Origin of the sequence: Mucilaginibacter auburnensis (genome assembly GCF_002797815.1) — a bacterium.
GTDB lineage: Bacteria > Bacteroidota > Bacteroidia > Sphingobacteriales > Sphingobacteriaceae > Mucilaginibacter > Mucilaginibacter auburnensis.
Window position 1 is genome coordinate 1,644,184 of the sequence record NZ_PGFJ01000001.1, and the last position, 24,442, is coordinate 1,668,625.

The window sequence follows — 24,442 nt, forward strand, 5'->3', positions numbered from 1 at the left end:
CTAAAATATTCGAATGAACAAATTTCTGTTTGCTATTCTTTTCTCTATTATAAGTGTTGCTGCCATGGCCCAGGTCCCCAGCCGACCTACTTATACCCCGTCATCCACTTCCGATACCGTTATATTAAATTATAATAATCCAAAGGAGTATATAATTGGCGGAATAACCGTTACCGGCACAACGCATTTAGATAAAGACATTTTGATTCAGATATCAAAATTAAATAAAGGCGACAGGATTGTATTACCCGGCGAAGCCAACTCAAATGTTATAAAAGACCTGTACGCGCAGCAGCTATTTGATGATGTACAGTTAAACGTAACCAGGATAAGTTTAGATACCGTTTTTCTTGAAATTCAGGTAAGTGAGCACCCACGCCTTTCCAGACTGCGTTTATTAGGCATAAAGAAAGGGCAGGCAGAAGACATTCAGAAGAAATTGAATGACAAAACCGGTAAAATTGTTAATGAAAACCTGCTGAATACAACTACAACTATAATCAAAAGGCACTATCAGGAAAAAGGTTATTTGAATACCGAGGTGTTGATTAAACAACGCCCGGATCCAAGTGATACTAATAGCGTGATATTGGATGTAAACATTGATAAGAAGAAAAAGGTATTGATACACAAGGTTACCTTTGAGGGCAATAAAGATTTTTCAAAAGGCAAGCTAAAAAAGTTTTTAAGTAAAACGCGCGAACGTAAGTTCTACAACATATTTGGCTCAAAGAAATTTAAAGACGCAAAATATAAAGAAGATAAAGAAAACCTGATAGCCAAAATGCAGGAAAAAGGTTACCGCGACGCGACTATATTAAGCGACACTGTAACTAAACATAGCGACAATACCGTTGACGTGAAGATAAAGCTCTACGAAGGGCCTAAATATTATTTTGGTAACATCACATGGTCAGGTAACGCGCGTTACTCTGATGAAGTGTTATCGCGTGTGCTTCGTATTGAGAAAGGTGATGTATTTAGTGAAGAAGTATTGAATAAAAGGTTAAGTGGTGGCGGCCCAAGCGGCGATGACCTGTCGTCATTATATCTTAACGACGGTTACCTTACCTTTAACTCTGATCCGGTTCAAACAAGGTTATATAACGATACTATTGATCTTGACATCCGTATTTTTGAAGGACCTCAATACACCATTAACCGTATTACTGTAAGAGGTAACGATGTAACTAATGATAAAGTTATACGCCGGGAGTTACAAACTATACCGGGCCAAAAATTCAATAAGCAGTTATTGATTGAAAGCACACGTATTATTGGACAGTTAGGAAACTTTGACGACACTAAAACGGAACCTCGTCCGGAAAATATTAACCCTACCGATGGAACGGTAGATATACTTTACAACGTGGTTGAAAAACCTTCAGACCAGGTAGAGTTATCAGGTGGTTTTGGTGCGGGGCAGTTAGTAGGTACATTGGGTTTAACGTTTAACAATTTTGCCTTACGTAACCTGTTTAATCTTAAAGCTTACAAACCACTTCCAAAAGGCGATGGACAAAAATTGAGCATTAGAGGTCAGTCAAGCGGTAGAATTTATCAAAACTTCTCATTCACCTTCTCTGAACCATGGTTAGGTGGTAAAAAGCCAATTTACTTTGCTTTAACAGGCTATACTCAGTTAAGTTCAACAGGGCAGTATTATGCTAAGGATAATCCTAACTATAACTTTCTTCGTATTAACGGCGTTGGTATTACATTGGGTAAACGTTTAAAATGGCCTGACAATCGTTTCCAGTTAAACTATTCATTAAACTTTGACCATTACTTCCTGGATAATTACAGCGGTTTCTTATTCTCTAATGGTACAGCTTACAACATTAAGCTTACGCAAGATTTATCTCGCAACTCGTTAGATGCGCCTATTTATCCAACCAGCGGTTCAAATATTAAGTTCACCATACAGGCTACGCCGCCATACTCATTGTTTAACAATACCAATTACAGCGTTGCAACACCTGCAGAGCGTTACAAATTTGTTGAGTACTATAAGTTTAAGTTTGATGCCCAGTGGTTCACCAAGCTAACAGGCAAATTGGTATTGATGTCACAAATACGTACCGGTTTCCTGGGTATGTATAATTCCAAAGTTGGGCCTTCGCCGTTTGAGCGCTTTAAATTAGGAGGTGACGGTATGCAGAACTTCCAGTTTTTACAAGGTAGCGAGATCATAGGTATGCGTGGTTACACCAACTTCTCTATTGTTCCTTTAGGTAGTAATTATACCGCAAATTCAAATCCGGGTAGTACTATTTATAACAAGTTTACAATGGAACTTCGCCATCCGGTTATCGCCAGTCAATCTGCAACTATATTCTTGTTAGCATTTGTTGAAGGTGGTAACACATGGAATAATTTTTCTCAATATAATCCGTTTAATATCCGTCGTTCAGCTGGTATTGGTACAAGGATATTTTTACCTATTTTTGGTTTGTTGGGTCTTGATTACGGTTATGGTTTTGATGCCATTCCGGGTCAGCCATCTGCTAACAAGGGTCAGTTTGCCTTCTCTATCTCACAAAGCTTAAGCGGAGGATTTAACTAATTAAAAAAAGGATGAAAAGAAAGATAATTTTAGTAGCCGCATTTACGTTTCTGTCTGTAACAGCAGCTCTGGCACAACGTTTTGCTTATGTTGATTCAGAATATATATTGAAACATATTCCTGATTATATATCGGCACAGAAACAAATAGGATCTCTTTCAGATCAATGGCAAAAAGAGGTTGATAATCGTTTTCAGGAAATTGACCGCTTATTTAAGGCCTACCAGGCCGATCAGCCATTGATGACCGCTGAAGTTAAAAAGAGACGTGAGGAGGAGATTGTGAGTAAGGAAAAAGAAGCAAAAGATTTTCAGCGAAAGATTTTTGGACCGGAAGGCGATCTGGCTCAGCGCAGCAATTCGATTATAAAACCAATACAGGATAGGGTTGCAAAAGCGGTGCAGGCACTTGCCGAAAGCGAGAATCTGGATATGGTTTTTGATAAAAACAGTGAGGTAATAATGTTATATGCAAATCCACGTTATGATAAGAGTGCTGATGTTATTACACGCTTAGGTTTAAAGCCCGGAGTTCTTGCTAAATAAAATTATTATATATATAATCGCACATTAAATTAAACACACCAAAACAAAGAAATGAAGAAAGTATTTAAAGTTGCTTTAGTTGCAGTTTGCATAATGTTGGCGGGCAACTTTGCCAAAGCACAGACTAAAATTGGATATGTAGCTCAGGATGAAGTGATAGGCCTGTTGCCGGAGTTGAAAACTGTTCAAACTCAAATGCAGACTTATTCAAAAACCTGGACAGATCAATTACAAAGCATGCAGGAGATGTACCAAAAATCTGTTGAGGAATATCAAAAAGCTGAAAAAACAATGACTGATGCTGCAAAAGCCGCAAAAGTTAGCGAAATACAAGACATGCAAAAAAGAATGCAAGAGACTAACGATAAAGCACGTACTGAAGTTGATACAAAAAGCAACGAGTACATGGCTCCGTTAATCAAAAAAGTTAGAGATGCTGTAACTGCAGTTGCTAAAGAAAAAGGTTACACTTACGTAATTAACACCAGCGTTACTGATCAGTTATTACTTGTTGCACCCGATGCAGATAACATGTTAGCTGCCGTTAAACTTAAATTAGGTTTAAAATAATTATCTGGTATAGATTAAAAAAAGCGTTTCGATATATCGAAACGCTTTTTTTATTTTTAAGCATCTTACTTTACGAGCTTTAATGGCTACACCAATCAACCATTTACTAAAATGAGTCCCATAGGCATATTTGATTCCGGTTTAGGCGGACTGACCGTGTTTAGGTCTATTGCCGAAGCGTTACCGCAGTATGATTATATCTATCTGGGCGATAACAGTCGTGCGCCTTATGGTAACCGTTCATTCAATACTATTCATCAATATACCTGGGAGTGCGTGCAATGGCTTTTTGCGCAAGGTTGCCCCCTAATTATATTGGCGTGCAATACAGCATCTGCAAAAGCTTTGCGTACCATTCAGCAAAAAGATATGCGCGGGATTGATGCTTACAAACGCGTGTTAGGGGTTATAAGGCCAACAGCAGAGGTAATTGGTAATTATTCCCTTACCGGAGAAATAGGTGTTTTAGGAACCAATGGAACGGTGCAGTCGGAATCTTATCTGTTAGAGATTGAAAAGTTTTTTCCTCAGCTTAAAGTATATCAGCAAGCCTGCCCGTTATGGGTGCCGCTTATTGAAAGCGGTGAATACGAAAAGCCCGGCGCCGACTATTTTGTTAAAGAATATCTGGATGGCATAATGGCTCAATCACAAAACATAGACACGCTTTTGTTGGCATGCACTCATTATCCGCTTATACAGGATAAAATTGAAGCCTATCTGCCTAAAACGGTGAAAGTGGTAGCCCAAGGTGATATTGTTGCCTCAAGTTTGGTTGATTACCTGCGACGGCACAACGAGCTGGAACAGAAGCTAAGCAGGAGTCAAAGCAAACACTTTTTCACCACTGATGATACCATTGAGTTTGACCATCATGCCTCGCGTTTTTTTGCGTCGTCGGTAAAGTCTGCTCATGTATCGGTCACTCAGCTGTCATGTTAAACCGCTGTTAAATAAACACTACCAAGTTAGTCAACTTTATTTGGGCATACTGCCTTATTTTATTTAGCATTTAGTAAGTTTGCAACCAAAGTTAAAAAAGGTTGAATTTTTACCTCACATATATACTGGTTGCGGCGGGCTTGTTTGCATTCTCGGCAGCATTTGCGCTGTTTGCGGTATATGCCGAGCGTAAGGTTTCAGCTTTTATACAAGACAGGCTTGGTCCTACAGAAGTTGGTAAATACGGCTTACTCCAAACAGTAGCTGATATTTTAAAGCTCCTTCAAAAAGAAATGATAGTGCCAACGGCGGCTGACAAGGTGCTGTTTGTAGCTGCTCCCGCCGTAATATTCATAGCCGTTTATCTTGGCTTTGCTGCATTGCCATGGGCACCGGGTGTAATACCATCGGGTATCAACTTAGGGTTATACTATGTTTTCGCTATTATTTCAGTTGAGACCTTGGGCATTTTAATGGCGGGCTGGGGTTCAAACAACAAGTATTCTATACTGGGTGCTATGCGTTCGGCAGCGCAGATCATCTCTTACGAGATACCTGCCGGGTTTGCCATTATAGCAGTTATTATGATAGCACAAACCCTTAACCTGCAAGAAGTTGCCATGCAGCAGGGAACCTTATCAACAGAAGGGGTTAAGTTTTTAGGTTTTTGGGATGTTTCCAAAATAGGAGGCTTATTTGCCTGGAACATATTTAGGGCGCCGCATCTCATTATTGCCTTTGTTATTTATTTTATCGCATCATTGGCGGAGAGTAACCGCGCGCCTTTTGATATACCCGAGGCAGAGTCTGAGCTGGTATCAGGGTTCCATACCGAATATACCGGTTTGCGTTTCGGATTGGTTTTCCTGGCAGAATATTCCATGATGTTCCTGGTATCCATGATTGGCGTAGTGCTGTTTTTAGGAGCATGGAATACGCCGTTACCTAATATTGGACCGGCACATTTGGCCGATTGGACAACTGGGATAGTTTGGGGTATATTTTGGATAGCTGTAAAAACACTGGCGCTGGTAGGCGTACAAATGTGGATACGCTGGACATTACCGCGTTTGCGGGTAGATCAGCTAATGAACCTATGCTGGAAAGTATTAACACCACTAGCCTTTGCCTGCGTGTTGATATCAGGCATATGGCGGTTGTGGTTAATGTGATTTTGATTTAGGATATCGGATTTTCGATGTCGGAATTTGTAAAAAAGGACTGTCATTCTGAGCGTAGCGAAGAATCTTATAAAAGATGTTTCGTAACGCTCAATATGACAAATTATATAAATGATTAATAAAGCACTAAATGGATTTACAACGGCATGGAAAGGCTTGAGCCTTACCCTAAGCCATCTTTTTGCTTCCAACAGGAAGCGGGAGGTAATGCACGTTAGTGACAATAATTATTTTAAAAGGATGGAAGGCACCAACACCATCCAATATCCTAAACAGGCTTTGCCGAGTCCGGAGGTTGGAAGGTACCAGTTGGATGTGGAGATAGATGATTGCATTGTGTGCGACCTCTGTGCCAAAATTTGCCCGGTTGATTGCATTACCATTGAACAGGTTAAGGCAACTGAACTGATCGGTTATACATCAGACGGTTCACCTAAGCGTATTTACCCCGCCCAGTTTGATATTGACATGGCTAAGTGCATGTATTGCGGCTTATGCACAATTGTGTGCCCAACCGAGTGCATCGTAATGACCGATAAATACGACCGTAGTGTGTTTGAACTGACGGACCTCACATACGAGTTCTCTAACATGACACCTGAAGAAGTTGAAGAGAAGAAGGCCTTGCTTGAAAATCAATTAGCGCAAAAGCAGGCCGCTAAACTGGCTGCAATGAATAAAAAGGAGGGAGGCGCATGAGCTTAGCGCAAATTCTTTTTTATGCTATGGCGTTTATCGCTATTGCATCAGCGCTGTATGTAGCATCGAGTAAAAATCTGGTACGTGGCATTTTTATGTTTTTTGTCACGCTGTTTGCCCTGGCGGGATTATATGTTTTGGCGCTGGCCGATTTTGTAGCCGTTAGCCAGATCGTAATTTACGTAGGGGGTATTTTGGTATTGATCCTGTTTGCATTCATGCTTTCAGGTAAGGAAACATTGGATAGTTTAGGCCGCCAAAAAGATAAGTTTGTAAACAGCGGAAAAATACCCGGTCTAGTTCTTAGCCTTTTATTTTTTGCTGTAATGGTAACTGTGTTGTTGAAATTGAACGCTGATGATTTAGGTTGGATAAAGCAGTCTGTAGCCTCAGGCAACGTAATCAAACCCACTGATAACGGCATTCATAACATCGGCATTAATTTAATGACCACTTATTTGTTGCCGTTTGAGGCTATATCCATATTACTCATGATGGCTCTGGTAGGCGCGGCACACATTGCCAGAAAGGAGCAAGACGCATGATATCATTAAATGATTTTCTGATTGTTGGGGCTGCCTTATTTTGCATTGGCCTTTACATGCTGCTTACCAAGCGGAATGCTATACAATTATTGATTGGTATTGAACTTATGCTAAACGCTGCCATTTTAAACCTGGTAGCATTTGGTAAGTTTGACCGCGTTAATAACAGCGGACAAATATTCGCGCTGTTTGCGATTGTGCTTGCCGCTGCTACAACGGCTGTGGCCTTGGCTATTATTTTAACTGTATATAAAAAATATAAAACTATTGACCCGGGTAAGGTGAATAGTTTGAAAGATTGATATGAGAATACTTATACTGTTATTTTCTTTAATTTATTACGTAGATGCTTCGGCGCAGGTAAAAGATTCCGTGTACATAAACAAACAAAATAAACTCGTACTTAAAAGCGCACCTAAGCAATCAGACAGGTCGCTAATTATGTTAGATGGAAAAAGTTATAGTGGTAGGCTTGAAGATATAGATGTATTTGGCATAGACCATTTTAGCGTTATGAAAGCGGAAGACGCAGTAAGTGTGTTTGGTGAAGAAGGTAAAAATGGGGCTGTGCTATTTGCTATGATAAATGAGGATAGACTTAAGATGTCTACCGAACGGTTTAAATCCATTGCAGAATTCGTCAAAACAAAGAAGCCTTTAGTGGTAATCAATCATGTTACGTATAAAGGAAATTTGGAGGCGATAAGCCCTTACGCTATTCAAAACGTAGACATTTTACAAGCTAATGATGCTGTAAGTAGATTTGGAGCATCGGCACACAATGGCGCGGTATTAATAAGTACCACTCAAAAAATAAATAACATAACAGGTTTGCTTAATTGAACACCTTTCAACCATATCAACAAGCTTTAACGCTGTGCCTGGCATTGGTAGCAGTACTTATGCCTTTGCTGGCGTTTTTTGTTAATGTTTGTTTGCCGCGAAAAACCAATAAAGCAGCGGGTTGGGTATCAACCTTCGCTATTTTAAGCAGCCTGGTTTGCGCTATAATCGTGTTCATCAATTTGTGGAACCAACCACAGTTGCACTGGCAGGTTAAATGGTTCACTATTGGCACTACTAATTTATATGCGGGCTTGTGGTTAAATAATCACTCTGTAATAATGCTTTTGCTTGTGCCAGCCATTGCTTTACCGGTGCATATTTACTCCACCGCTTACATGAAGTATGATGAGCGCTACAAACGTTATTTTACCTACTTAAGCTTATTCTGTTTCAGTATGCTGGCCTTGGTTGTGGCCGATAGTATGATACTGTTCTACGTGTTCTGGGAGTTGGTTGGTTTCTCGTCTTACCTGCTAATTGGTTTTTGGTTCACTAAAGAGAAAGCTGTACTGGCCAATAAAAAAGCCTTTATCATGAACCGCATTGGTGATGTTGGTTTACTCATTGCCCTGCTAATCATTTTTGTACAATCAGGCAGCTTTGATCTCAACCAGTTGTTTGGCAGCTATGGCTTAATAGCGCAAGCACAAACCGAGAATGGTCTTTGGATAGGCGCCAGTACAACATTGCCGGTGTTTTGGCAATATGTAGCCTGTGGTGGTATATTTTTAGCTGTAGCAGCTAAAACGGCTCAGTTTCCGTTGCACACATGGTTGCCGGATGCCATGGAAGGCCCAACGTCTGTATCAGCGCTTATTCACGCTGCAACTATGGTTGCAGCCGGCGTTTTTCTTTTGGGCAGGTTATATCCTTTGTTTACGCCTACAGAGTTAGATATTTTGGCTGCTATAGGTTGCTTTACAGCTTTTATGGCTGCTACCATCGCCTTAACACAAAACGACTTAAAACGCATTTTGGCTTATTCAACCATATCGCAATTAGGTTTTATGGTAATGGCTATGGGCATAGGCGCTTATGCATCGTCGCTATTCCATTTAATCACGCATGCCTTCTTTAAGTGTTTACTGTTTCTGGTAGCAGGTATTGTTATCCATGAAATGGCCCATATAAAGGATGACAACAAGTTAGACATAGATCCGCAGAACATACTGAACATGGGCGGACTGCGTAAAAAACTGCCGTTCACGTTTATGACAGCGCTGATTGGTGCAGCCGCTTTGATAGGATTGCCGCTTACGTCGGGTTATCTGTCAAAAGATGGTATCCTTATTCAATCATTTGACTGGGCCGAGCAACGCGGTTTCTGGTACATGCTGTTGCCTGTAGGGGCCATACTTACAACAGGATTAACCGCTTTTTATGTATCGCGCTTAATTGTTAAGGTGTTCTTTGGCGAGTTTAAACTGGAGAAGGTACATCCCAATCTACATTTTCACATCAGCGATGGTAGCTGGCAATATAAAGCGCCTCTGTTATTTTTAGCGGCCTGTAGTTTGTTCCCAATATTTTCGCTTAATCCTGTTTCATACGAAAATGCCTGGGTATTCCGCGGCTTTTCGGTAGAGACAGCTTTAGACAGGGCTAATATTTACCACACCATTGTCCCGCTTGGGGTTAACATAGTAAGCGTTTTTGTAATTTATTTTGCTTATGCGGTTTACGTAAAGCGCAATTCATGGTCGGCCCCGCAACATAGCTTCTTGTTTAAACTGAGCTACAACCAGTGGTATATTGATGCCTTTTACAATAAGATTATTGTTGGAGGAGTATTGGCTGCCAGTCGTGCTTTATCATGGTTTGACCGTAATATAATTGATGGTTTTGTACATTTATTATCCAACACAGCCATAGCGCTTTCAAAAGTTGCCGCCTGGTTTGACTATTATGTAATAGACGGCGTGTCAAGACTGGCAACATTTATAGTCCAGGTAATAGGTAATTTTATCCGCTATTTTCAAAGCGGTAAAATACAATACTACCTGTTTAGCATGGTAGCCATAGTGCTACTGTTGTTTATTTACTTAATTGTTAAGATTTAAGACATTAGATATGAGAATTAAGATTTTTAAATCGCGTTTGAAAAAAGATGAAAAGAATGATTCAGATCTTTTTTATGCTGCAGCGCGTATCTTAGTTTGTATATTTCAATCATTGAGAATCTTAAATCTTAATTCTAAAAGCTTAACTCTAAAATGATTCTCACGCTGCTGATATTTATTCCTTTACTGTTCGGTGTTGTTATAGCCCTGATCCCGTCAGACTGGCGCCGCACCTTCAGGTATATTACCTTACTGGCTACTTTGGTTCAGTTGGGAATCAGCATTTTCATTTATCTCAATTTTAAAACCGGCCATGAATTTGCCGGCGTGACCAACGAGGCACAGTATCAGTTTGTACAGAAGGTACCGTGGATCAATCTTAACCTGGGTACGCTGGGCACTATGCAGATCGATTATTTTGTAGGGATTGACGGGGTTTCTTTACCACTATTAGTTATGGCATCGCTGGTAATGGTGATAGCAGCCATATCATCATGGGAAATAAAAAGCAATCTGAAGGGGTATTTCATCTTATTCCTGGTGCTGGATATGGCCGTAATAGGTGTTTTTTGCGCGTTGGATTTCTTCCTGTTTTATATCTTTTACGAGTTGATGCTGCTTCCGCTTTACTTCCTGATAGGGATGTGGGGAGGTGTGCGAAGGGAATATGCAGCTATTAAGTTCTTTTTATATACGCTATTTGGCTCGGTGTTTATGTTGTTGGTAATGATAGGTTTGTACCTTTCAGTTACCGATCCTTCAACAGGCAATCATACATTCAATATAGTGCAGATGATGAATCCGGCTAACTACAGTCCCGATTCAATATTTTCTGTAATAGCGCAGCATACCTTCTTTGGCGTACCTGCCCGTGTAATTGGTTTCATAGTGCTGTTTGTTGCGTTTGCCATTAAAGTGCCGGTTGTTCCATTACATACTTGGCTACCCGATGCGCACGTAGAGGCGCCAACACCCGTTTCCATCATTCTGGCGGCAATCCTGCTAAAAATAGGAGGGTATGGAATTATCCGTATTTGTATGGGTATTTTTCCGGATGTTGCCATATCAGGCGCTTTTTGGTTGGGATTACTCGGCGTTATCTCCATATTATATGGAGCGTTCAATGCCTTGGCACAGCGCGATCTGAAAAAAGTTGTCGCCTATTCATCAGTATCGCAAATGGGTTTTGTGTTATTAGGCCTTGCTTCGCAGACTGCGGAAGGCTTAAGTGGTGCGGTAATACAGATGGTGAGCCACGGTTTCTTATCGGCCATGTTATTTTACCTGGTAGGAGTGGTATACAACAGGGTACACGATAGAGATATTTATAACTTCAGAGGGTTAGCCAGCTTAATGCCAAAGTTTACCGTATTCATCATGATTGCTTTTTTCGCATCATTAGGTTTACCAGGCTTTTCAGCTTTTATTGCAGAGGCTTTCTCACTGGCAGGAGCATTTAAATCGCCATCGGTTAACGGGTTGTTGCCTTACTGGCTGGCCGTATGTGGTGCCATTGGTATATTGTTCAGCGCATGTTACTTTTTATGGACCTTGCAGCGGATTTTCTTCGGCTCGCTGTCTTTAAAAGGGGGCGACGTTTGGAAAGCGGCTTTGGTTGATCTTAACCGGCGCGAATTATTTGCCTTGATACCGTTAGCTGCTGCTACTTTGATTTTAGGTGTAATGCCCTCGCTGGTGTTTGATAAATTGAATGATTCGGTATTGGCGCTGGTGCAGTTTTTACAGATAGGAAAATAATTAAATGTACGAGCTTTTACCTAACATACCAACACAACTACAAGGCATACTGAGCGATCTGAAATATTTCGTTCCGGAGATCTACCTTGCTGCGGTGTTTGTGGTAGTACTGCTTGCTGATTTGTTCATTGGCAAAATCTATCCTACAGTTTGCAAAGCGCTTGCTTTGATGGGGATTGCTGCTGTTGCAATACAGGTTTTAGGTCAGTTAGTTGAGATAAAGGACAGCTTTTTTATGTTTGGTGATATGCTGCTTCAAAGCCGCACATCGTTACTGTTCAGATTGATAATTGATCTGTCAGCTTTTGCGCTGATCTTACACTTCAATTGGGATAAAAAACTAAAACTCCATGCAAAAGGCCTCGGCGACCTTTACTCAATTACAATAGCATCAATATTTGGTTTGCATTTAATGACCATGGCCTCCAACCTGCTGTCAGTTTATCTGGCCGTAGAGATGGTTTCTATCGCTTCATATTTGTTAGTAGCCTACCGTTCAGAAAATGCTTTTAGTGCAGAGGCTGGTCTTAAATATGTTTTGTTTGGAGCCGCAGCTTCGGCCATAATGTTATATGGCATCTCCTTGCTGTACGGCGCTGGTGGTTCTCTAAGTTTGTTTGATCCGGCATTTGTGAATGGTTTAAGCAAAGCTAATGCTGTGGCAGTTTCCTTTGCTATGGTACTGGTTTTAGTAGGGATAGCCTTTAAACTTTCTTTCGTGCCGGCTCACTTTTGGGTACCGGATGTTTACCAGGGAGCACTAACACCAATCACCGCATGGTTATCTACTGTTCCTAAAATTGCGGCATTTGGCTTACTGATCAACTTTTTAACACCTTTTATTTTCTCGCCAGCGTGGAGATCATTTGATTTTAAACTGGCGTTGTCTGTAATTGGTATAGCTACCATGATTGCCGGTAACTTTGCGGCTGTAATGCAAACTAATGCCAAACGTATGCTGGCCTACTCAAGCGTAGGGCATACCGGCTTTGCATTAATGGCCATTGTTACCTTTAGTGATGAAGGTATTAAAACCTTGGTGTTTTATTTAGCCGTTTATGCTGTAGCCAATATAGCTGCACTGGCATTGGTAAGTTATTTTACTTATATCACTAATTCAGATGATATTAAGACTTATGAAGGTTTAGGTTACAAATATCCGGCTGCCTCCATTTGCTTCGTTATAATACTAATTTCTTTAACCGGATTGCCGGTAACGGCAGGTTTCAACGCTAAATTATTGGTGTTTTCATCAGTTTATGGCGTTTATCAACAAAATCACGACATATTTCTGCTTCTTTTAACTACAACGGGTGCAATTACTACGGTTGTATCACTTTTTTACTACATAAAAATTCCGCTTCATTTGTTTTTGAGACGCTCACCATTAATTGACTCACCTGTTGCTCCGTTCAATTTGTTAGTGTTGGTTATTATAGCAAGCGCTGCTTTGGTGTTTTTCGGTATTTTTCCTTCAGTTATTATAAATTTATTATAAAAACGTTAGTTTTTATTAACATTTATCAATAAAATTGAATTTAATTTCACTTATATGTGATTTAAATCATAATTTCAGCCAATTTTTCAATTTTATAACTATTTATTTAAATGAAGCGTTACGTTCCCTTTATTTTAATACTGATTGCGCTGGTATTAACATTTATTTTTCCATCAGTTGATGTTGACACCACGGCCAAGTCTACTTACGACACAGGAGATACCGCCTGGATGCTGATGTCAACCGCACTGGTTTTGATCATGACCCCGGGTTTGGCATTCTTTTACGGTGGTATGGTTAACAAAAAGAACGTTATCTCAACTATGCTTCAAAGCGTGGTGTGTATGGTAATCATTACTGTTATGTGGGGAATATTCGGCTTCAGTTTAGCTTTTGGCGATAGCATAGGAGGCATCATAGGCAACCCATCAACATTTTTTATGATGAAGGGGATGTTGAGCAACAACACCTGGCCAAGTGCTCCAACTATTCCGTTATTGTTATTTGCTATGTATCAGTTAAAGTTCGCAATTATTACGCCGGCACTTATTACAGGAGCATTTGCAGAGCGTATCCGCTTTAACTCCTACATTTTGTTTTTATGCCTTTTCAGCATATTTATATTCTCGCCTTTGGCGCACGCCACATGGCACCCAAGCGGGCTGTTGTATAAAATGGGCGTGCTTGACTTTGCCGGTGGTACGGTTGTGCACATGTCTGCAGGTTGGGCGGCGTTGGCCTCGGCTTTATTTTTAAAGAAACGTAACGAGCAAAGCCATTCTCCTGCACGTATAACTTACGTAATAATTGGTACCAGTTTATTATGGTTTGGTTGGTTTGGTTTCAATGCCGGTTCGGCTTTTGGGGCTAACCATTTAGCAGTAACAGCTTTGGCCACCAGTACAACCGCTTCAGCGGCTGGTGGTGTAGCCTGGATATTTTTTGATATGTTGCGCGGTCGTAAACCATCAGCAATGGGTACTTGTATTGGCGCGGTTGTGGGTTTGGTAGCTATTACGCCTGCAGCAGGTTTTGTATCAGTACCACACTCTTTAGCTATCGGTATCATATCATCAGTTATAAGTAACCTGGTTGTGGTATGGCGCACACGTACTTCAATTGATGATACGCTTGACGTATTTCCTTGCCATGGTGTAGGCGGTATGGTAGGTATGTTGTTAACCGGTGTTTTTGCACATACTAATGTGAACGGAGCTAATACTACAGGTAACGGCTTATTTTTTGGTGAAACTCATTTGTTCCTTGTTCAGTTGTTTGCTTTGGTTATTACATCATTGTTCGCGTTCTTCGGATCAATGCTTTTGCTTAAAATTACCGACATGATCTCTCCATTGCGCGTTTCTGCCGAAGACGAAAATATTGGTTTGGACTTAAGCCAGCACGGCGAGAAGCTATAATCTTGATTATAGGATTTAATGATTTGTAGTTGGTATTGCGATCAAGCAGATCCTTTAATCTTACAAATCATGGTTCAGACAAATAGAAACCGGCCTCGCGCCGGTTTTTTTGTTTAAATAACCTGTGAAAATCGATTGCGCAGATACAATGAATGTAATAGACTACTAATCATTGTTCAAACATATTAATACTATTTAATGACAAACACTTTAACGCAAGTTTATAATAAAGTTATAACTTTGCGTGCTCATTACAAATCATGAGCGATCAGATTAAACATGAATGCGGTGTGGCATTTATCCGCTTACTAAAGCCACTCTCTTATTATCAGCAAAAATACGGCACTGCGCTGTACGGGCTAAACAAACTGTACCTCTTAATGGAAAAACAACATAACCGCGGCCAGGATGGTGCGGGGGTTGCTACTATTAAGCTGGATGTTGAGCCGGGCAAGCGATACATCAGTCGCCATAGGTCAATGGCATCCAATGCAGTGGCCGACATTTTTGAATACATTCAAAAACGTTTTGCTGATTTATCTCCTGAAAAGCTTGCTGATGGCGACTGGCTAAAAGAGCACGTTAGTTTTACCGGCGAGGTGTTATTAGGTCACCTGCGCTACGGCACGCACGGAAAGAACAGTATTGAGAGCTGTCACCCTTTTCTGCGCCAAAACAACTGGATGACCCGTAACCTCGTAATTGCCGGTAACTTCAACATGACCAATGTTGACGAGTTGTTACAGCAGTTGTATGATCTTGGTCAGCATCCTAAAGAAAAGGCAGACACAGTTACTGTGTTGGAAAAGATAGGCCATTTTTTAGATACTGAAAACCAGGGTTTGTTTGACCAATACAAACGCGAAGGTTTAGATGATAACAGGGAAATAAGCAAACTGATTGCACGCGACATGGACGTTGCCAAAATCCTCACCAAATCTGCCCGTAACTGGGATGGTGGTTATACCATAGCCGGTATATTTGGTCATGGCGATGCATTTGTTATGCGCGATCCTTCAGGTATTCGTCCGGCTTATTATTATTATAATGACGAAATAGTAGTGGCTGCTTCAGAACGTCCTGCATTGCAAACGGCGTTTAATATACCAATTGGAGATATTAAGGAGATAAAGCCGGGCCACGCACTTATAGTTAAGCAAGACGGTAAGATAACCGAGGCTATGTTCAGCGAGCCTCAGGAAAGAAAAGCCTGCTCATTTGAGCGCATCTATTTTTCAAGGGGTAGCGACGCTGCTATTTACCGTGAGCGTAAACAACTGGGCCGTTTACTTTGCCCGCAAATATTAAGTGCTGTTAATAATGATATAAAAAATACGGTTTTCTCATACATACCAAACACTGCCGAAGTGGCTTTTTATGGCATGGTGGAAGGCGTACATAAATATATCAAACAATACCAACGCGAAAGGCTTTTAAACCGCGAAGATAAGATCAGCGAGGAAGAGTTATCAGAAGTGCTGAGTATGGCGCCTCGGGTAGAGAAAATCGCTATTAAAGACGTTAAGTTGCGTACTTTTATTACACAGGATGCCGACCGTAGTGAAATGGTTGCTCACGTGTACGACAGTACCTACGGGCTTATCAAAGACGGCACCGATACATTGGTTATTTTAGATGACTCGATAGTGCGTGGTACTACGTTAAAGCAAAGTATTTTAAAGATACTTGATCGTTTAGGTCCTAAAAAGATCATTGTGGTATCATCAGCGCCGCAAATCCGTTACCCTGATTGCTATGGTATTGACATGTCAAGAATGGGTGAGTTCGTAGCTTTTGAGGCAGCCATCAGTCTGTTAAAAGAGCAAGGCAAAGAGAATATTATTCTTGAAACTTATCAGAAATGTAAGGATAGCGCTAAATTGCCTAAAGAGCAGGCGCAGAACTATGTAAAGGCTATCTACGAGCCGTTTACTGATCAGGAAATATCTGACAGGATAGCGAAGATCATTACACCAAAAGAGATCAATTGCGAAGTGCACGTAATTTACCAAACATTAGATAACCTGCACAAAGCATGTCCTGATCATACAGGCGACTGGTATTTCTCTGGTAACTTCCCAACCCCGGGTGGCAATAAAGTGGTTAACCGCGCTTTTGTTAACTGGATGGAAGGAAAGAACCAACGTGCTTATATGTAATATTTAAGCCTAAAGGCAAAGTGCAAAATAAAAAAGAGCGATGAGTATTATACTCATCGCTCTTTTTATATAATAACTGTTGAAGTTATTATTTTTTATAATACTTCATTGCTTCCGGAATTGCCTTTTTGATGTTGGCAATACGTGTTTCATCGGCAGGGTGGGTGCTCAAAAATTCAGGCTGAGAGGCACCGTTTTTTTGTGCTGCCATACGTTGCCAAAAAGTAACTGCTTCATTAGGGTTATAGCCGGCCATAGCCATAAAGGTTAAACCTAAACGGTCAGCTTCTGTTTCCTGGTCGCGGCCATATTTTAACAGCGCTAACTGGCCACCAACACCGTATAATGCATTAATAATATTTGCCGATGATTTATTATTAGTTGCTGCACCAACAATGCTGCCACCTGCCTGCGCAGCCATCTCCTGCGACATGCGTTCTGCAGAGTGACGTGCAATAGCGTGGGCAATTTCGTGGCCCATAACCACCGCTAAACCGGCATCATTTTGTGTAATAGGCAAAATTCCGCTGTAAACAGCCACTTTACCACCCGGCATACACCAGGCGTTAACTTCTTTGCTTTGTATCAGGTTAAATTCCCAAGAGAATTTGTATTGATCGGCATAACCGTTTTGTTGCAGGTACCGCTCAATGGCTACAGCCAACTGCTGACCAATACGCTTAACACGTTGCGCGTCGGTACCGCTGGCAATAACTTTAGTTTCGGGACTGGAAAGCAACTGCTGATAACTTGAGGCAGCAGCCTGATTGATTTGCGAATCGTCAACTAAACTTAACTGCTTACGGCCGGTTAAAGGCACTGTTGAGCAGGAATAAATAAAAGTGACTGATAGAAGCGCCGGGATAAGTTTTGTTAGTTTCATAATATTTTAAATGTCACCACAGATAGATATTTTTTCTATACAACTCAATATTAATAATAATGTTTGTTTAGAAAATTAAAGTTGCTTTTTCTTGAAAAAGTTAACTCTTGACTCTTTGCCTCTTATTAAGCGCTCAATATTTTTTTGGTGGGTTACCAATATTAAAACGCACATGCACATGCCGTAAATAATTACAGATTTGATGTAAGTGGGGAAGATGAATGTTACTCCTATGGGATAGGTAAAGCCCGCCATTATAGATCCCAATGATACATATCTGGTAATGAGTAAAACAACAATGAATACTGATACACAAAGCAATGCAGACGGCAGGTTAATGGCGAGTATCATGCCAAAAAGTGTAGCAATGCCTTTGCCTCCTCTAAAACCGGCAAACACAGGGAACAGGTGCCCCATAACTGCTGCAATACCTAAAGCGAGCTGAAAATTTGTGAAGGATATTGAGCCGTACGGCCCTGTTGTAGAAATGCCTATCATGTAGGCCAGATTGGTAGCTGTCCAGCCTTTTAAAATATCCAGCAGCATCACCGGAATACCGGCTTTTTTTCCTAATACCCTGAAAGTATTGGTAGCGCCTGCATTGCCACTGCCGTATTCCCTTACATCTATGTTAAAAAAAGCTTGTCCTATCCACACAGCCGTAGGGATCGAGCCAAATAAATAGGCCAAAATAAGTACGGAAACTGAATAGATATTTATCATTCAAAAAACAACATTACAGGTGATCAGTACACCTAACAAGTTTAATAATATTTAAGGGGCCTCGGTAATATTTTTTAAAAAATCTGTATAATATCCCCGTTGTTGAACTAAATAGCTTTAGTAAGCGGCTTTTAAACTAAGGTCCAGACTTTTAACAGAATGAGTAAGTTCGCCTAACGAAACGTAATCAACACCACAATTGGCAAAATCCCGCACTGTATCGATAGTAATTCCGCCCGAGGCTTCAGTTATGTAGCGCCCTTCTATAATGTTTACAGCTTGTTTCAGATTTTCAAAATTGAAATTGTCTAACAAAATTCTGTCAACGCCGCCGGTTGCAATAACCTGTTCCAACTCGTCAAGATTACGCACTTCAATTTCAACAGCCAGTTTTTTGTTGTGGTCGGCCAGATACTGATGCGTGTTCTGTATAGCGTTTTTGATACCACCGGAGTAATCAACATGGTTGTCTTTGATCAGTATCATGTCATACAAACCAAAACGATGATTAACGCCACCTCCAATGCGCACAGCCCATTTTTCAAGGTAGCGCATGCCGGGTGTTGTTTTACGGGTATCTAAAACTTTGGTATTGGTTCCGCTAAGGAGGTCAACAATGTGACGCGTTTTGGTAGCAATGCCGCTCATGCGCTGCATGCAGTTAAGCACAAGGCGCTCTGCTTTTAAAATGTTTTGGGCATCACCTTCCACCCATAACACAATATCCTTAACTTTTACCTTTTCTCCATCCTTGATCAGAACGTCAACAACCAATGATGGGTCAACCTCTTTAAATATCAGTAATGCCAGCTCTACGCCCGCTATAACGCCTTCTTCTTTAACTAAAAGTTTGGCTTTGCCTTTTGTTCCTTGCGGAATAGTAGCTAAAGAGGTGTGGTCGCCATCGCCAACATCTTCGGCAAGGGCATTTTGTATAAACTGTTGTAAAAGTTCAGTATCCAAATTTTACCTTGTTTTAAAGCGCAAAAGTAAAAACATTTTTTGGATGTGAGCAACTTGTAAAAAAGGAAGATGAAACGGGACGGTTAAAACCCGAATCCTAATTGAACACCGCCATGCATCAACTGGAGGTTTTCTGACGAAACACGGTTAAACGGCACTTTAATAAACGGGGCTATGTTGAGTTTGCCCTTACCAAAGCTTACTTTTCTACCTGCCGAGAAGGTATAGAAGCCAATAAATCCGCCAACGGTTTCGGTGCTTTGCTGGGTTGTTTTCTCGGTTATAACGCTGATGGTAGGAGCCAAGCCTTTGCCCGATGAAGTGCTTACTGTGCGGCTATCCAGGTAATCATATGATATATTATTGCGAATAACCGACATGGCAGACACACCTGCACTTACATAAAAACCGCTATTGGTTTTATATTGAAAGCTGATAGGTAGTTCAAGCCCTGATAAGGCCATTTGCACGCTTTGCACTGTACGCGAGGAGGAAGAAGTATTGAATGACGATGCCAACGATGAGGATGCATAATTTGAATTATAACCCCTAAGATCCGCCTGTACACCATCTGTAGGCGTGCCGCTTCTGTTGGAGCCAGCATTCATATAAGCATAGGCTATACCGCTGCTGAGGGCAAAGTTTTTATTGATGTTGTAAGCCACTTCAACACCGGTACCAAAATTCATTTTTTGATTTCCTACTGATGGAGAAACCATTACCGAATAGCTTAAAGCATTACTCTTTTTATTTTCTGAAGCAACAAGTTTGGGCTTATTAAGGTTAGCCAAACTATCATAACTAAGGCGTTGCGAACCTCTTTCATAGCGGCGTGGGTCGGCAGCTAAAACTGGTGATGTCTGGTTACTTGTTGCATCGGGTTGTTGTGTAACAGTGGTAGCATTTTCAGTTTTAACAGGAAGTTCAGTTGCAGCAATATCCTGACTGTTATTGCTGCCGGTTATTTCTTCCCGTTTGTTCACTTGTTTCGGTATTTCAACAAAAACATCGTTTGTAAAGTTTCTCGCGGTTACTTTTTGCTTTAAAGCAGGAGCAGGGTTTTCAGATAACTGTTCTTGCAGGGTTTTCCGAGAGGCGATAGCCCGATCTGTTGTCAGGCTATCGGTTCCCGGCCCATTTTTAGGATAGATATAGGGTGTTTTTGGGGTATTCTTTATTTGGGTTTGGTTGTTATTGGCAACCGGTTTAGCAGGCATAAACAGCCATGCAGCGTAACCTGCCATCAACAACACCGCAGCTGCGGCGGCAACGCGCAGGTAAACTAAACCGCGCCTGCGTTTTTTGGTTTTTACAAACTCTTCCCACGCACCGGGCAGGTAAGCATCCTCGTGAGCATGCAGCACGTTCTCTATCTCACCAAAAAATTCCTGCTCGTTTTTCATTGATACGTACTCATTACGGCGTTGTAAAGTGTTGCTAATTTTGCCTTGGCGCGGGTTAAATATACCCTGCTTGTACTGGCTGGAATATTTAGTTTAACGGCTATTTCCTCGTGCGAAAACCCTTCAATTTCGTGCATGTTAAAAATAAGCTGCTGTATTTGGGGCAGGCTGCTAATTAGCGTTGTTATGTCTTTGTAGCTCAATGTGTCAGGTGTTTCAAAAGCAACGTCGGCCTTTACATCGTTGCCCATATCTTCCAGGTAAATGAGCGTTCGCTTGGCCCGTATCCTGTCAATTGCAATGTTGGCGGTAATACGGCCTATCCATCCTTTAAAAGCTTTTTGTTTCTCTTCGGGCGGACCGTTAAATGCGAAGCTGTCCAGCTTTTTGAAAATACGAACGAATGAGTCGTTGATCAGTTCAACAGACTCATTACGTTCTTTGGTATACCTGTAGGCAACACCAGATAAATAACCAAAATAAGTTTTGTACAAAAGTTCTTCACTCCTGAAATCCTTTTTTATACATCCCTCAATCAGTTTTTCTAATGTCAGCTCTTTATTTCGCACAAGCAAATATCATAACATCGCCTAAGTTTAGTGCATTAAAAAGCAGCTATGCTTAGTAGTTGATCAGCACATCGCCTGCAAGAGCGGTAGCGCCGGTACTGTTATAAATGCCTCTTGCAGCAATGGTATAAATACGCCCGCTTTGTATGCTTACAGATGGAAGTACAACTTTATCGGTAGTGTTGCCATTTTCGCGTATAACAAAATTATAGTTTTGCCCACCCGCAATTTCAACAAATTCGCTTGCTGTTTTATAAGTTTTGCCACTCACTACAGCAGTACCTGTGTTGGTTACCAGGTCAAGCGCAGGCGACTCAATGCTCATATTAACAAATCTGATAAGCGCTTTACCTGATGACGGATTCACCAGTTTATCTTCTATCAACACAAACTCAGGCGTTGCCCATCTGCCGGTTAACCATGCAGAATAAATAGCACCTTCTTTAAGGTCGATTGTAGAGGTTACTTTTTTTGTTCCTTGTTGGTAAGCGGTAAGTTCTCTGCTGCCGGCAATGGCGTTAAAGTAATAGCCGTAAGTGCCATATGGTACAGAATCGCTATTTAAAACGCTGTTGTTTAATCTAAAACCCAGTTTAGGCGCATCCGGCGACACCTGGTAAATAGCCAGATTGGCAATTGGCGGCAGTGGTTCGTTGTTTGTGCTTTTAGAACAGCTTACTGCAAATAAAGCCACAACACCTAACAATGCCCAATTTTTTAATGATCTAAAGTGTTTCATAATAGTAAATATTTGTTAACTCCGTGGTAAAACGTAAGCTCTTAACAAACCGCTACAGCCATCTTAATTTTTTTTTTAAATAAATCTATTTAACCTTATCAGCCTCTATTAGCAATTTAAGTAAGTGGGTAACACCATTTTCTTCTTTTACATTGAAGGATGCGCGGTACTGCCCTTTTGAGGTGCTTAAAATTACTACGCCATACTGTAAGTTGCCCGTAGCTATTTTATGAAGCACCTTGCTGCCGGTCGGCTTGTTTTGTGCAAAGAATTTAGTAATTATATCGGCAGCGGCGGTTTTATTATAGGTGTCTTCGTCGGTGCCGGGAACGCCAATTTCTACTTCGGCAGCAAAGAGTTTGCTGAGTTCGGTAACGTTGCCTTTGCCTAAAAGCTGGGCAACAATATCAACAGCGCCTGTTGGCGAGGGGCGTAAAAACAAAAAAGCGAATAAAGTAAGGTAAAATAATTTCATAGCTAATTACTTAAGGTAACAACGTTTGCGCAAATAGGGTGGCTATAAATTATAATGTATACAAAGCTACTTTTATATTTGCAATGTGGAAAATACAAAAAAACTCGCATTAATTATATTAGATGGATGGGGATATGGTCGTAAAGATCAGTCTAATGCCATATTAGCGGCTAAAACGCCCTTTTTCAATCATTTGATAGCTACTTATCCTAACTCCAAACTCGAAGCATCGGGCATGGCGGTTGGTTTGCCCGACGGACAGATGGGTAACTCAGAAGTGGGACACATGAATTTGGGGGCCGGCCGTGTGGTTTACCAGGAACTGGGCCGCATTAATAAAGCTGTTAATGATAACGAACTGGTGTCAAACCCGGTTTTGCAGGATGCTTTCAATTATGCTAAGCAGAACGGCAAAGCGGTTCATTTTATCGGACTGGTGTCTGACGGTGGTGTGCACTCGCACATTAAACACCTGATGGGCCTTTGCGATGCAGCTGGTCAGTTTGATCTGGAAAAAGTTTACATCCACGCCTTTTTAGATGGCCGTGATACCGACCCAAAATCGGGCGTTGGTTTTATAACCGAATTGGAGCAGCATATTGCAGGCACCAAAGTGCAACTGGCATCTGCTATAGGTCGTTACTATGCAATGGACCGCGATAACCGTTGGGAGCGCGTTAAACAGGCTTATGATGTTATGGTGCATGGCATTGGCCATGCCGTTAACAGCTTTACCGAGGCTATTCAAAACCAGTATCAGCAGGATGTTACCGACGAGTTTATGCCGCCTTTGGTAAAAACCAACGGAGCAGGGCAGCCCCTTGCCGTTATTCAGGATGGCGATGTGGTGATCTGCTTTAACTTCCGTACAGATCGTGGCAGGGAAATAACCCTTGCGCTTACCCAAAAAGATTTTCCTGAGTATAACCTGCAACCGCTTAAGTTGCATTATATCACCATGACCACCTATGATGAAACTTTCCAGGGGGTTAGCGTGGTATTTACCAAAGACGATCTGACCAAAACTTTAGGCGAGATTTTGCAGGATGCCGGCAAGAACCAGATCCGTATTGCTGAAACCGAAAAATATCCGCACGTTACTTTCTTCTTTTCAGGCGGACGCGAGAAGGAATTTAATAACGAAAAACGTTTATTGATCCCATCACCTAAAGTAGCTACTTACGATTTACAGCCCGAAATGAGTGCTGAAGGTATCCGCGATGCTATCATCCCTGAACTGGAAAGCCGTTGGGCCGATTTTATAGTACTAAACTTTGCCAATACTGATATGGTGGGCCACACAGGTGTATTCGGCGCGGTAGTTAAAGCGGCCGAAACTGCCGACGCTTGCACACAGGCGGTGGTTGAAACAGGTATAGCTAATGGTTACTCTTTCATTATTCTGGCCGACCACGGCAACGCCGATTACATGATAAACGATGACGGTACGCCAAACACAGCGCACACCACTAACCTGGTGCCATGCATCGTTATTGACAAGGACGTTACCCACGTAAAAGACGGTAAACTGGGCGATGTTGCGCCAACCGTATTAAAACTGTTAGGCATTACCATCCCCGCCGAAATGACCGGCAATGTTTTGGTGTAAGCCTTTTTAATATTATTTGCAAAGCCGCGCTGAAAAGTGCGGCTTTGTTGTTTATTCCACTTGTCATCTTGAGATTGTCGAAGTACAGGTGTTCGTTCGCGACAGAAATGCAACAGTTTGAAACAACCGAACACCTTGTTCTATACTGTCTTTACGAGGTACGAAGCAATCCCGAAGAGACAGGTTATGAAACTACAGGTAGCAGGGGCGGTTATATCGCTTCGGCTTATCGCTTCGGCTTATCGCTCAATTGCCGCGGAGGCTGTTACTTTACCTTAGATGCAAAGTAAC

At 41.4% G+C, this 24,442-nt stretch carries 23 protein-coding genes; 16 read left to right on the forward strand and 7 right to left on the reverse strand.

Annotated elements, in window-relative coordinates; translation table 11 throughout:
* Positions 1-13: 13 nt before the first annotated feature.
* The 14 genes from bamA to CLV57_RS07410 all read left to right on the forward strand — a co-directional run bounded on the left by bamA (position 14) and on the right by CLV57_RS07410 (position 16,787).
* Positions 14-2,566 (forward strand): outer membrane protein assembly factor BamA, encoded by a 2,553-nt coding sequence (gene bamA / locus CLV57_RS07345; protein ID WP_100340663.1) that lies wholly within the window; start codon positions 14-16, stop codon positions 2,564-2,566.
* Between the two features lie 11 nt (positions 2,567-2,577).
* Positions 2,578-3,111: an OmpH family outer membrane protein gene (locus CLV57_RS07350; protein ID WP_100340664.1), complete on the forward strand. Its 534-nt coding sequence runs from the start codon at positions 2,578-2,580 to the stop codon at positions 3,109-3,111.
* A 51-nt stretch (positions 3,112-3,162) separates the two neighbouring features.
* Entirely contained in the window at positions 3,163-3,681 is a 519-nt protein-coding gene (locus CLV57_RS07355; protein ID WP_100340665.1) for an OmpH family outer membrane protein, read from the forward strand.
* A 111-nt stretch (positions 3,682-3,792) separates the two neighbouring features.
* Positions 3,793-4,623, forward strand: a complete 831-nt coding sequence (murI, locus tag CLV57_RS07360) for a glutamate racemase (RefSeq protein WP_100340666.1) — start codon at positions 3,793-3,795, stop codon at positions 4,621-4,623.
* A gap of 101 nt (positions 4,624-4,724) precedes the next feature.
* Positions 4,725-5,795, forward strand: coding sequence for an NADH-quinone oxidoreductase subunit NuoH (gene nuoH, locus CLV57_RS07365; protein ID WP_100340667.1), 1,071 nt, complete (start codon positions 4,725-4,727; stop codon positions 5,793-5,795).
* A 120-nt stretch (positions 5,796-5,915) separates the two neighbouring features.
* On the forward strand, positions 5,916-6,503 hold the full coding sequence (locus CLV57_RS07370; RefSeq protein WP_100340668.1) for a 4Fe-4S dicluster domain-containing protein: 588 nt from the start codon (positions 5,916-5,918) through the stop codon (positions 6,501-6,503).
* Positions 6,500-7,048 (forward strand): NADH-quinone oxidoreductase subunit J family protein, encoded by a 549-nt coding sequence (locus CLV57_RS07375; protein WP_100340669.1) that lies wholly within the window; start codon positions 6,500-6,502, stop codon positions 7,046-7,048. Before CLV57_RS07370 ends, CLV57_RS07375 begins: the two co-directional genes overlap by 4 nt.
* The gene (gene nuoK, locus CLV57_RS07380) at positions 7,045-7,350 is read left to right on the forward strand and encodes an NADH-quinone oxidoreductase subunit NuoK (RefSeq protein WP_100340670.1); all 306 of its coding nucleotides are present in this window, start codon (positions 7,045-7,047) and stop codon (positions 7,348-7,350) included. The genes CLV57_RS07375 and nuoK overlap by 4 nt, the downstream gene beginning before the upstream one ends.
* A 1-nt stretch (position 7,351) precedes the next feature.
* On the forward strand, positions 7,352-7,891 hold the full coding sequence (locus tag CLV57_RS07385) for a hypothetical protein (RefSeq protein ID WP_100340671.1): 540 nt from the start codon (positions 7,352-7,354) through the stop codon (positions 7,889-7,891).
* Positions 7,888-9,954, forward strand: a complete 2,067-nt coding sequence (locus CLV57_RS07390; protein ID WP_245856895.1) for an NADH-quinone oxidoreductase subunit 5 family protein — start codon at positions 7,888-7,890, stop codon at positions 9,952-9,954. Before CLV57_RS07385 ends, CLV57_RS07390 begins: the two co-directional genes overlap by 4 nt.
* Before the next feature lie 153 nt (positions 9,955-10,107).
* Positions 10,108-11,712, forward strand: coding sequence for a complex I subunit 4 family protein (locus CLV57_RS07395; RefSeq protein WP_100340672.1), 1,605 nt, complete (start codon positions 10,108-10,110; stop codon positions 11,710-11,712).
* Between the two features lie 4 nt (positions 11,713-11,716).
* Positions 11,717-13,210: an NADH-quinone oxidoreductase subunit N gene (locus tag CLV57_RS07400; protein ID WP_100340673.1), complete on the forward strand. Its 1,494-nt coding sequence runs from the start codon at positions 11,717-11,719 to the stop codon at positions 13,208-13,210.
* 110 nt (positions 13,211-13,320) lie between these two features.
* On the forward strand, positions 13,321-14,628 hold the full coding sequence (locus CLV57_RS07405; RefSeq protein WP_100340674.1) for an ammonium transporter: 1,308 nt from the start codon (positions 13,321-13,323) through the stop codon (positions 14,626-14,628).
* A gap of 260 nt (positions 14,629-14,888) precedes the next feature.
* Entirely contained in the window at positions 14,889-16,787 is a 1,899-nt protein-coding gene (locus CLV57_RS07410; protein WP_100340675.1) for an amidophosphoribosyltransferase, read from the forward strand.
* An 88-nt stretch (positions 16,788-16,875) separates the two neighbouring features.
* Here the strand turns inward: CLV57_RS07410 and CLV57_RS07415 are convergent, their stop codons facing one another.
* The 7 genes from CLV57_RS07415 to CLV57_RS07445 form a co-directional block, all read right to left on the reverse strand.
* Complete coding sequence (locus CLV57_RS07415; protein WP_100340676.1) at positions 16,876-17,670, reverse strand: M48 family metallopeptidase; 795 nt, start codon at positions 17,668-17,670, stop codon at positions 16,876-16,878.
* A 75-nt stretch (positions 17,671-17,745) separates the two neighbouring features.
* A complete protein-coding gene (gene plsY, locus CLV57_RS07420) occupies positions 17,746-18,393 on the reverse strand; it encodes a glycerol-3-phosphate 1-O-acyltransferase PlsY (RefSeq protein ID WP_100340677.1) in 648 nt (215 codons plus the stop codon).
* A 117-nt stretch (positions 18,394-18,510) separates the two neighbouring features.
* Complete coding sequence (nadC, locus tag CLV57_RS07425; RefSeq protein ID WP_100340678.1) at positions 18,511-19,356, reverse strand: carboxylating nicotinate-nucleotide diphosphorylase; 846 nt, start codon at positions 19,354-19,356, stop codon at positions 18,511-18,513.
* 83 nt (positions 19,357-19,439) lie between these two features.
* Positions 19,440-20,759 (reverse strand): hypothetical protein, encoded by a 1,320-nt coding sequence (locus CLV57_RS07430; RefSeq protein WP_100340679.1) that lies wholly within the window; start codon positions 20,757-20,759, stop codon positions 19,440-19,442.
* Positions 20,756-21,328 (reverse strand): RNA polymerase sigma factor, encoded by a 573-nt coding sequence (locus CLV57_RS07435; protein WP_157799093.1) that lies wholly within the window; start codon positions 21,326-21,328, stop codon positions 20,756-20,758. The genes CLV57_RS07430 and CLV57_RS07435 overlap by 4 nt, the downstream gene beginning before the upstream one ends.
* A gap of 52 nt (positions 21,329-21,380) precedes the next feature.
* The gene (locus tag CLV57_RS07440; RefSeq protein WP_100340681.1) at positions 21,381-22,067 is read right to left on the reverse strand and encodes a DUF4397 domain-containing protein; all 687 of its coding nucleotides are present in this window, start codon (positions 22,065-22,067) and stop codon (positions 21,381-21,383) included.
* A gap of 85 nt (positions 22,068-22,152) precedes the next feature.
* Positions 22,153-22,542: a DUF4783 domain-containing protein gene (locus CLV57_RS07445; protein ID WP_100340682.1), complete on the reverse strand. Its 390-nt coding sequence runs from the start codon at positions 22,540-22,542 to the stop codon at positions 22,153-22,155.
* 85 nt (positions 22,543-22,627) lie between these two features.
* Between CLV57_RS07445 and gpmI the strand changes: the two genes are divergently transcribed.
* Together gpmI and CLV57_RS07455 are read left to right on the forward strand one after the other, a co-directional pair.
* Entirely contained in the window at positions 22,628-24,151 is a 1,524-nt protein-coding gene (gpmI, locus tag CLV57_RS07450) for a 2,3-bisphosphoglycerate-independent phosphoglycerate mutase (RefSeq protein WP_100340683.1), read from the forward strand.
* Between the two features lie 107 nt (positions 24,152-24,258).
* Positions 24,259-24,441 carry a hypothetical protein gene (locus CLV57_RS07455; protein ID WP_100340684.1) on the forward strand — a complete coding sequence of 61 codons (183 nt, stop codon included), beginning with the start codon at positions 24,259-24,261 and terminating at the stop codon, positions 24,439-24,441.
* The last annotated feature ends 1 nt before the right edge of the window (position 24,442 follow it).

Coding starts and splice junctions, on each gene's coding strand:
- bamA (WP_100340663.1), top strand. CDS start 14: ATGAACAAATTTCTGTTTGCTATTCTTTTCTCTATTATAAGTGTTGCT.
- CLV57_RS07350 (WP_100340664.1), top strand. CDS start 2,578: ATGAAAAGAAAGATAATTTTAGTAGCCGCATTTACGTTTCTGTCTGTA.
- CLV57_RS07355 (WP_100340665.1), top strand. CDS start 3,163: ATGAAGAAAGTATTTAAAGTTGCTTTAGTTGCAGTTTGCATAATGTTG.
- murI (WP_100340666.1), top strand. CDS start 3,793: ATGAGTCCCATAGGCATATTTGATTCCGGTTTAGGCGGACTGACCGTG.
- CLV57_RS07370 (WP_100340668.1), top strand. CDS start 5,916: ATGATTAATAAAGCACTAAATGGATTTACAACGGCATGGAAAGGCTTG.
- CLV57_RS07375 (WP_100340669.1), top strand. CDS start 6,500: ATGAGCTTAGCGCAAATTCTTTTTTATGCTATGGCGTTTATCGCTATT.
- nuoK (WP_100340670.1), top strand. CDS start 7,045: ATGATATCATTAAATGATTTTCTGATTGTTGGGGCTGCCTTATTTTGC.
- CLV57_RS07385 (WP_100340671.1), top strand. CDS start 7,352: ATGAGAATACTTATACTGTTATTTTCTTTAATTTATTACGTAGATGCT.
- CLV57_RS07395 (WP_100340672.1), top strand. CDS start 10,108: ATGATTCTCACGCTGCTGATATTTATTCCTTTACTGTTCGGTGTTGTT.
- CLV57_RS07400 (WP_100340673.1), top strand. CDS start 11,717: ATGTACGAGCTTTTACCTAACATACCAACACAACTACAAGGCATACTG.
- CLV57_RS07405 (WP_100340674.1), top strand. CDS start 13,321: ATGAAGCGTTACGTTCCCTTTATTTTAATACTGATTGCGCTGGTATTA.
- CLV57_RS07410 (WP_100340675.1), top strand. CDS start 14,889: ATGAGCGATCAGATTAAACATGAATGCGGTGTGGCATTTATCCGCTTA.
- CLV57_RS07415 (WP_100340676.1), bottom strand. CDS start 17,670: ATGAAACTAACAAAACTTATCCCGGCGCTTCTATCAGTCACTTTTATT.
- plsY (WP_100340677.1), bottom strand. CDS start 18,393: ATGATAAATATCTATTCAGTTTCCGTACTTATTTTGGCCTATTTATTT.
- CLV57_RS07430 (WP_100340679.1), bottom strand. CDS start 20,759: ATGAAAAACGAGCAGGAATTTTTTGGTGAGATAGAGAACGTGCTGCAT.
- CLV57_RS07440 (WP_100340681.1), bottom strand. CDS start 22,067: ATGAAACACTTTAGATCATTAAAAAATTGGGCATTGTTAGGTGTTGTG.
- CLV57_RS07445 (WP_100340682.1), bottom strand. CDS start 22,542: ATGAAATTATTTTACCTTACTTTATTCGCTTTTTTGTTTTTACGCCCC.
- CLV57_RS07455 (WP_100340684.1), top strand. CDS start 24,259: ATGCAACAGTTTGAAACAACCGAACACCTTGTTCTATACTGTCTTTAC.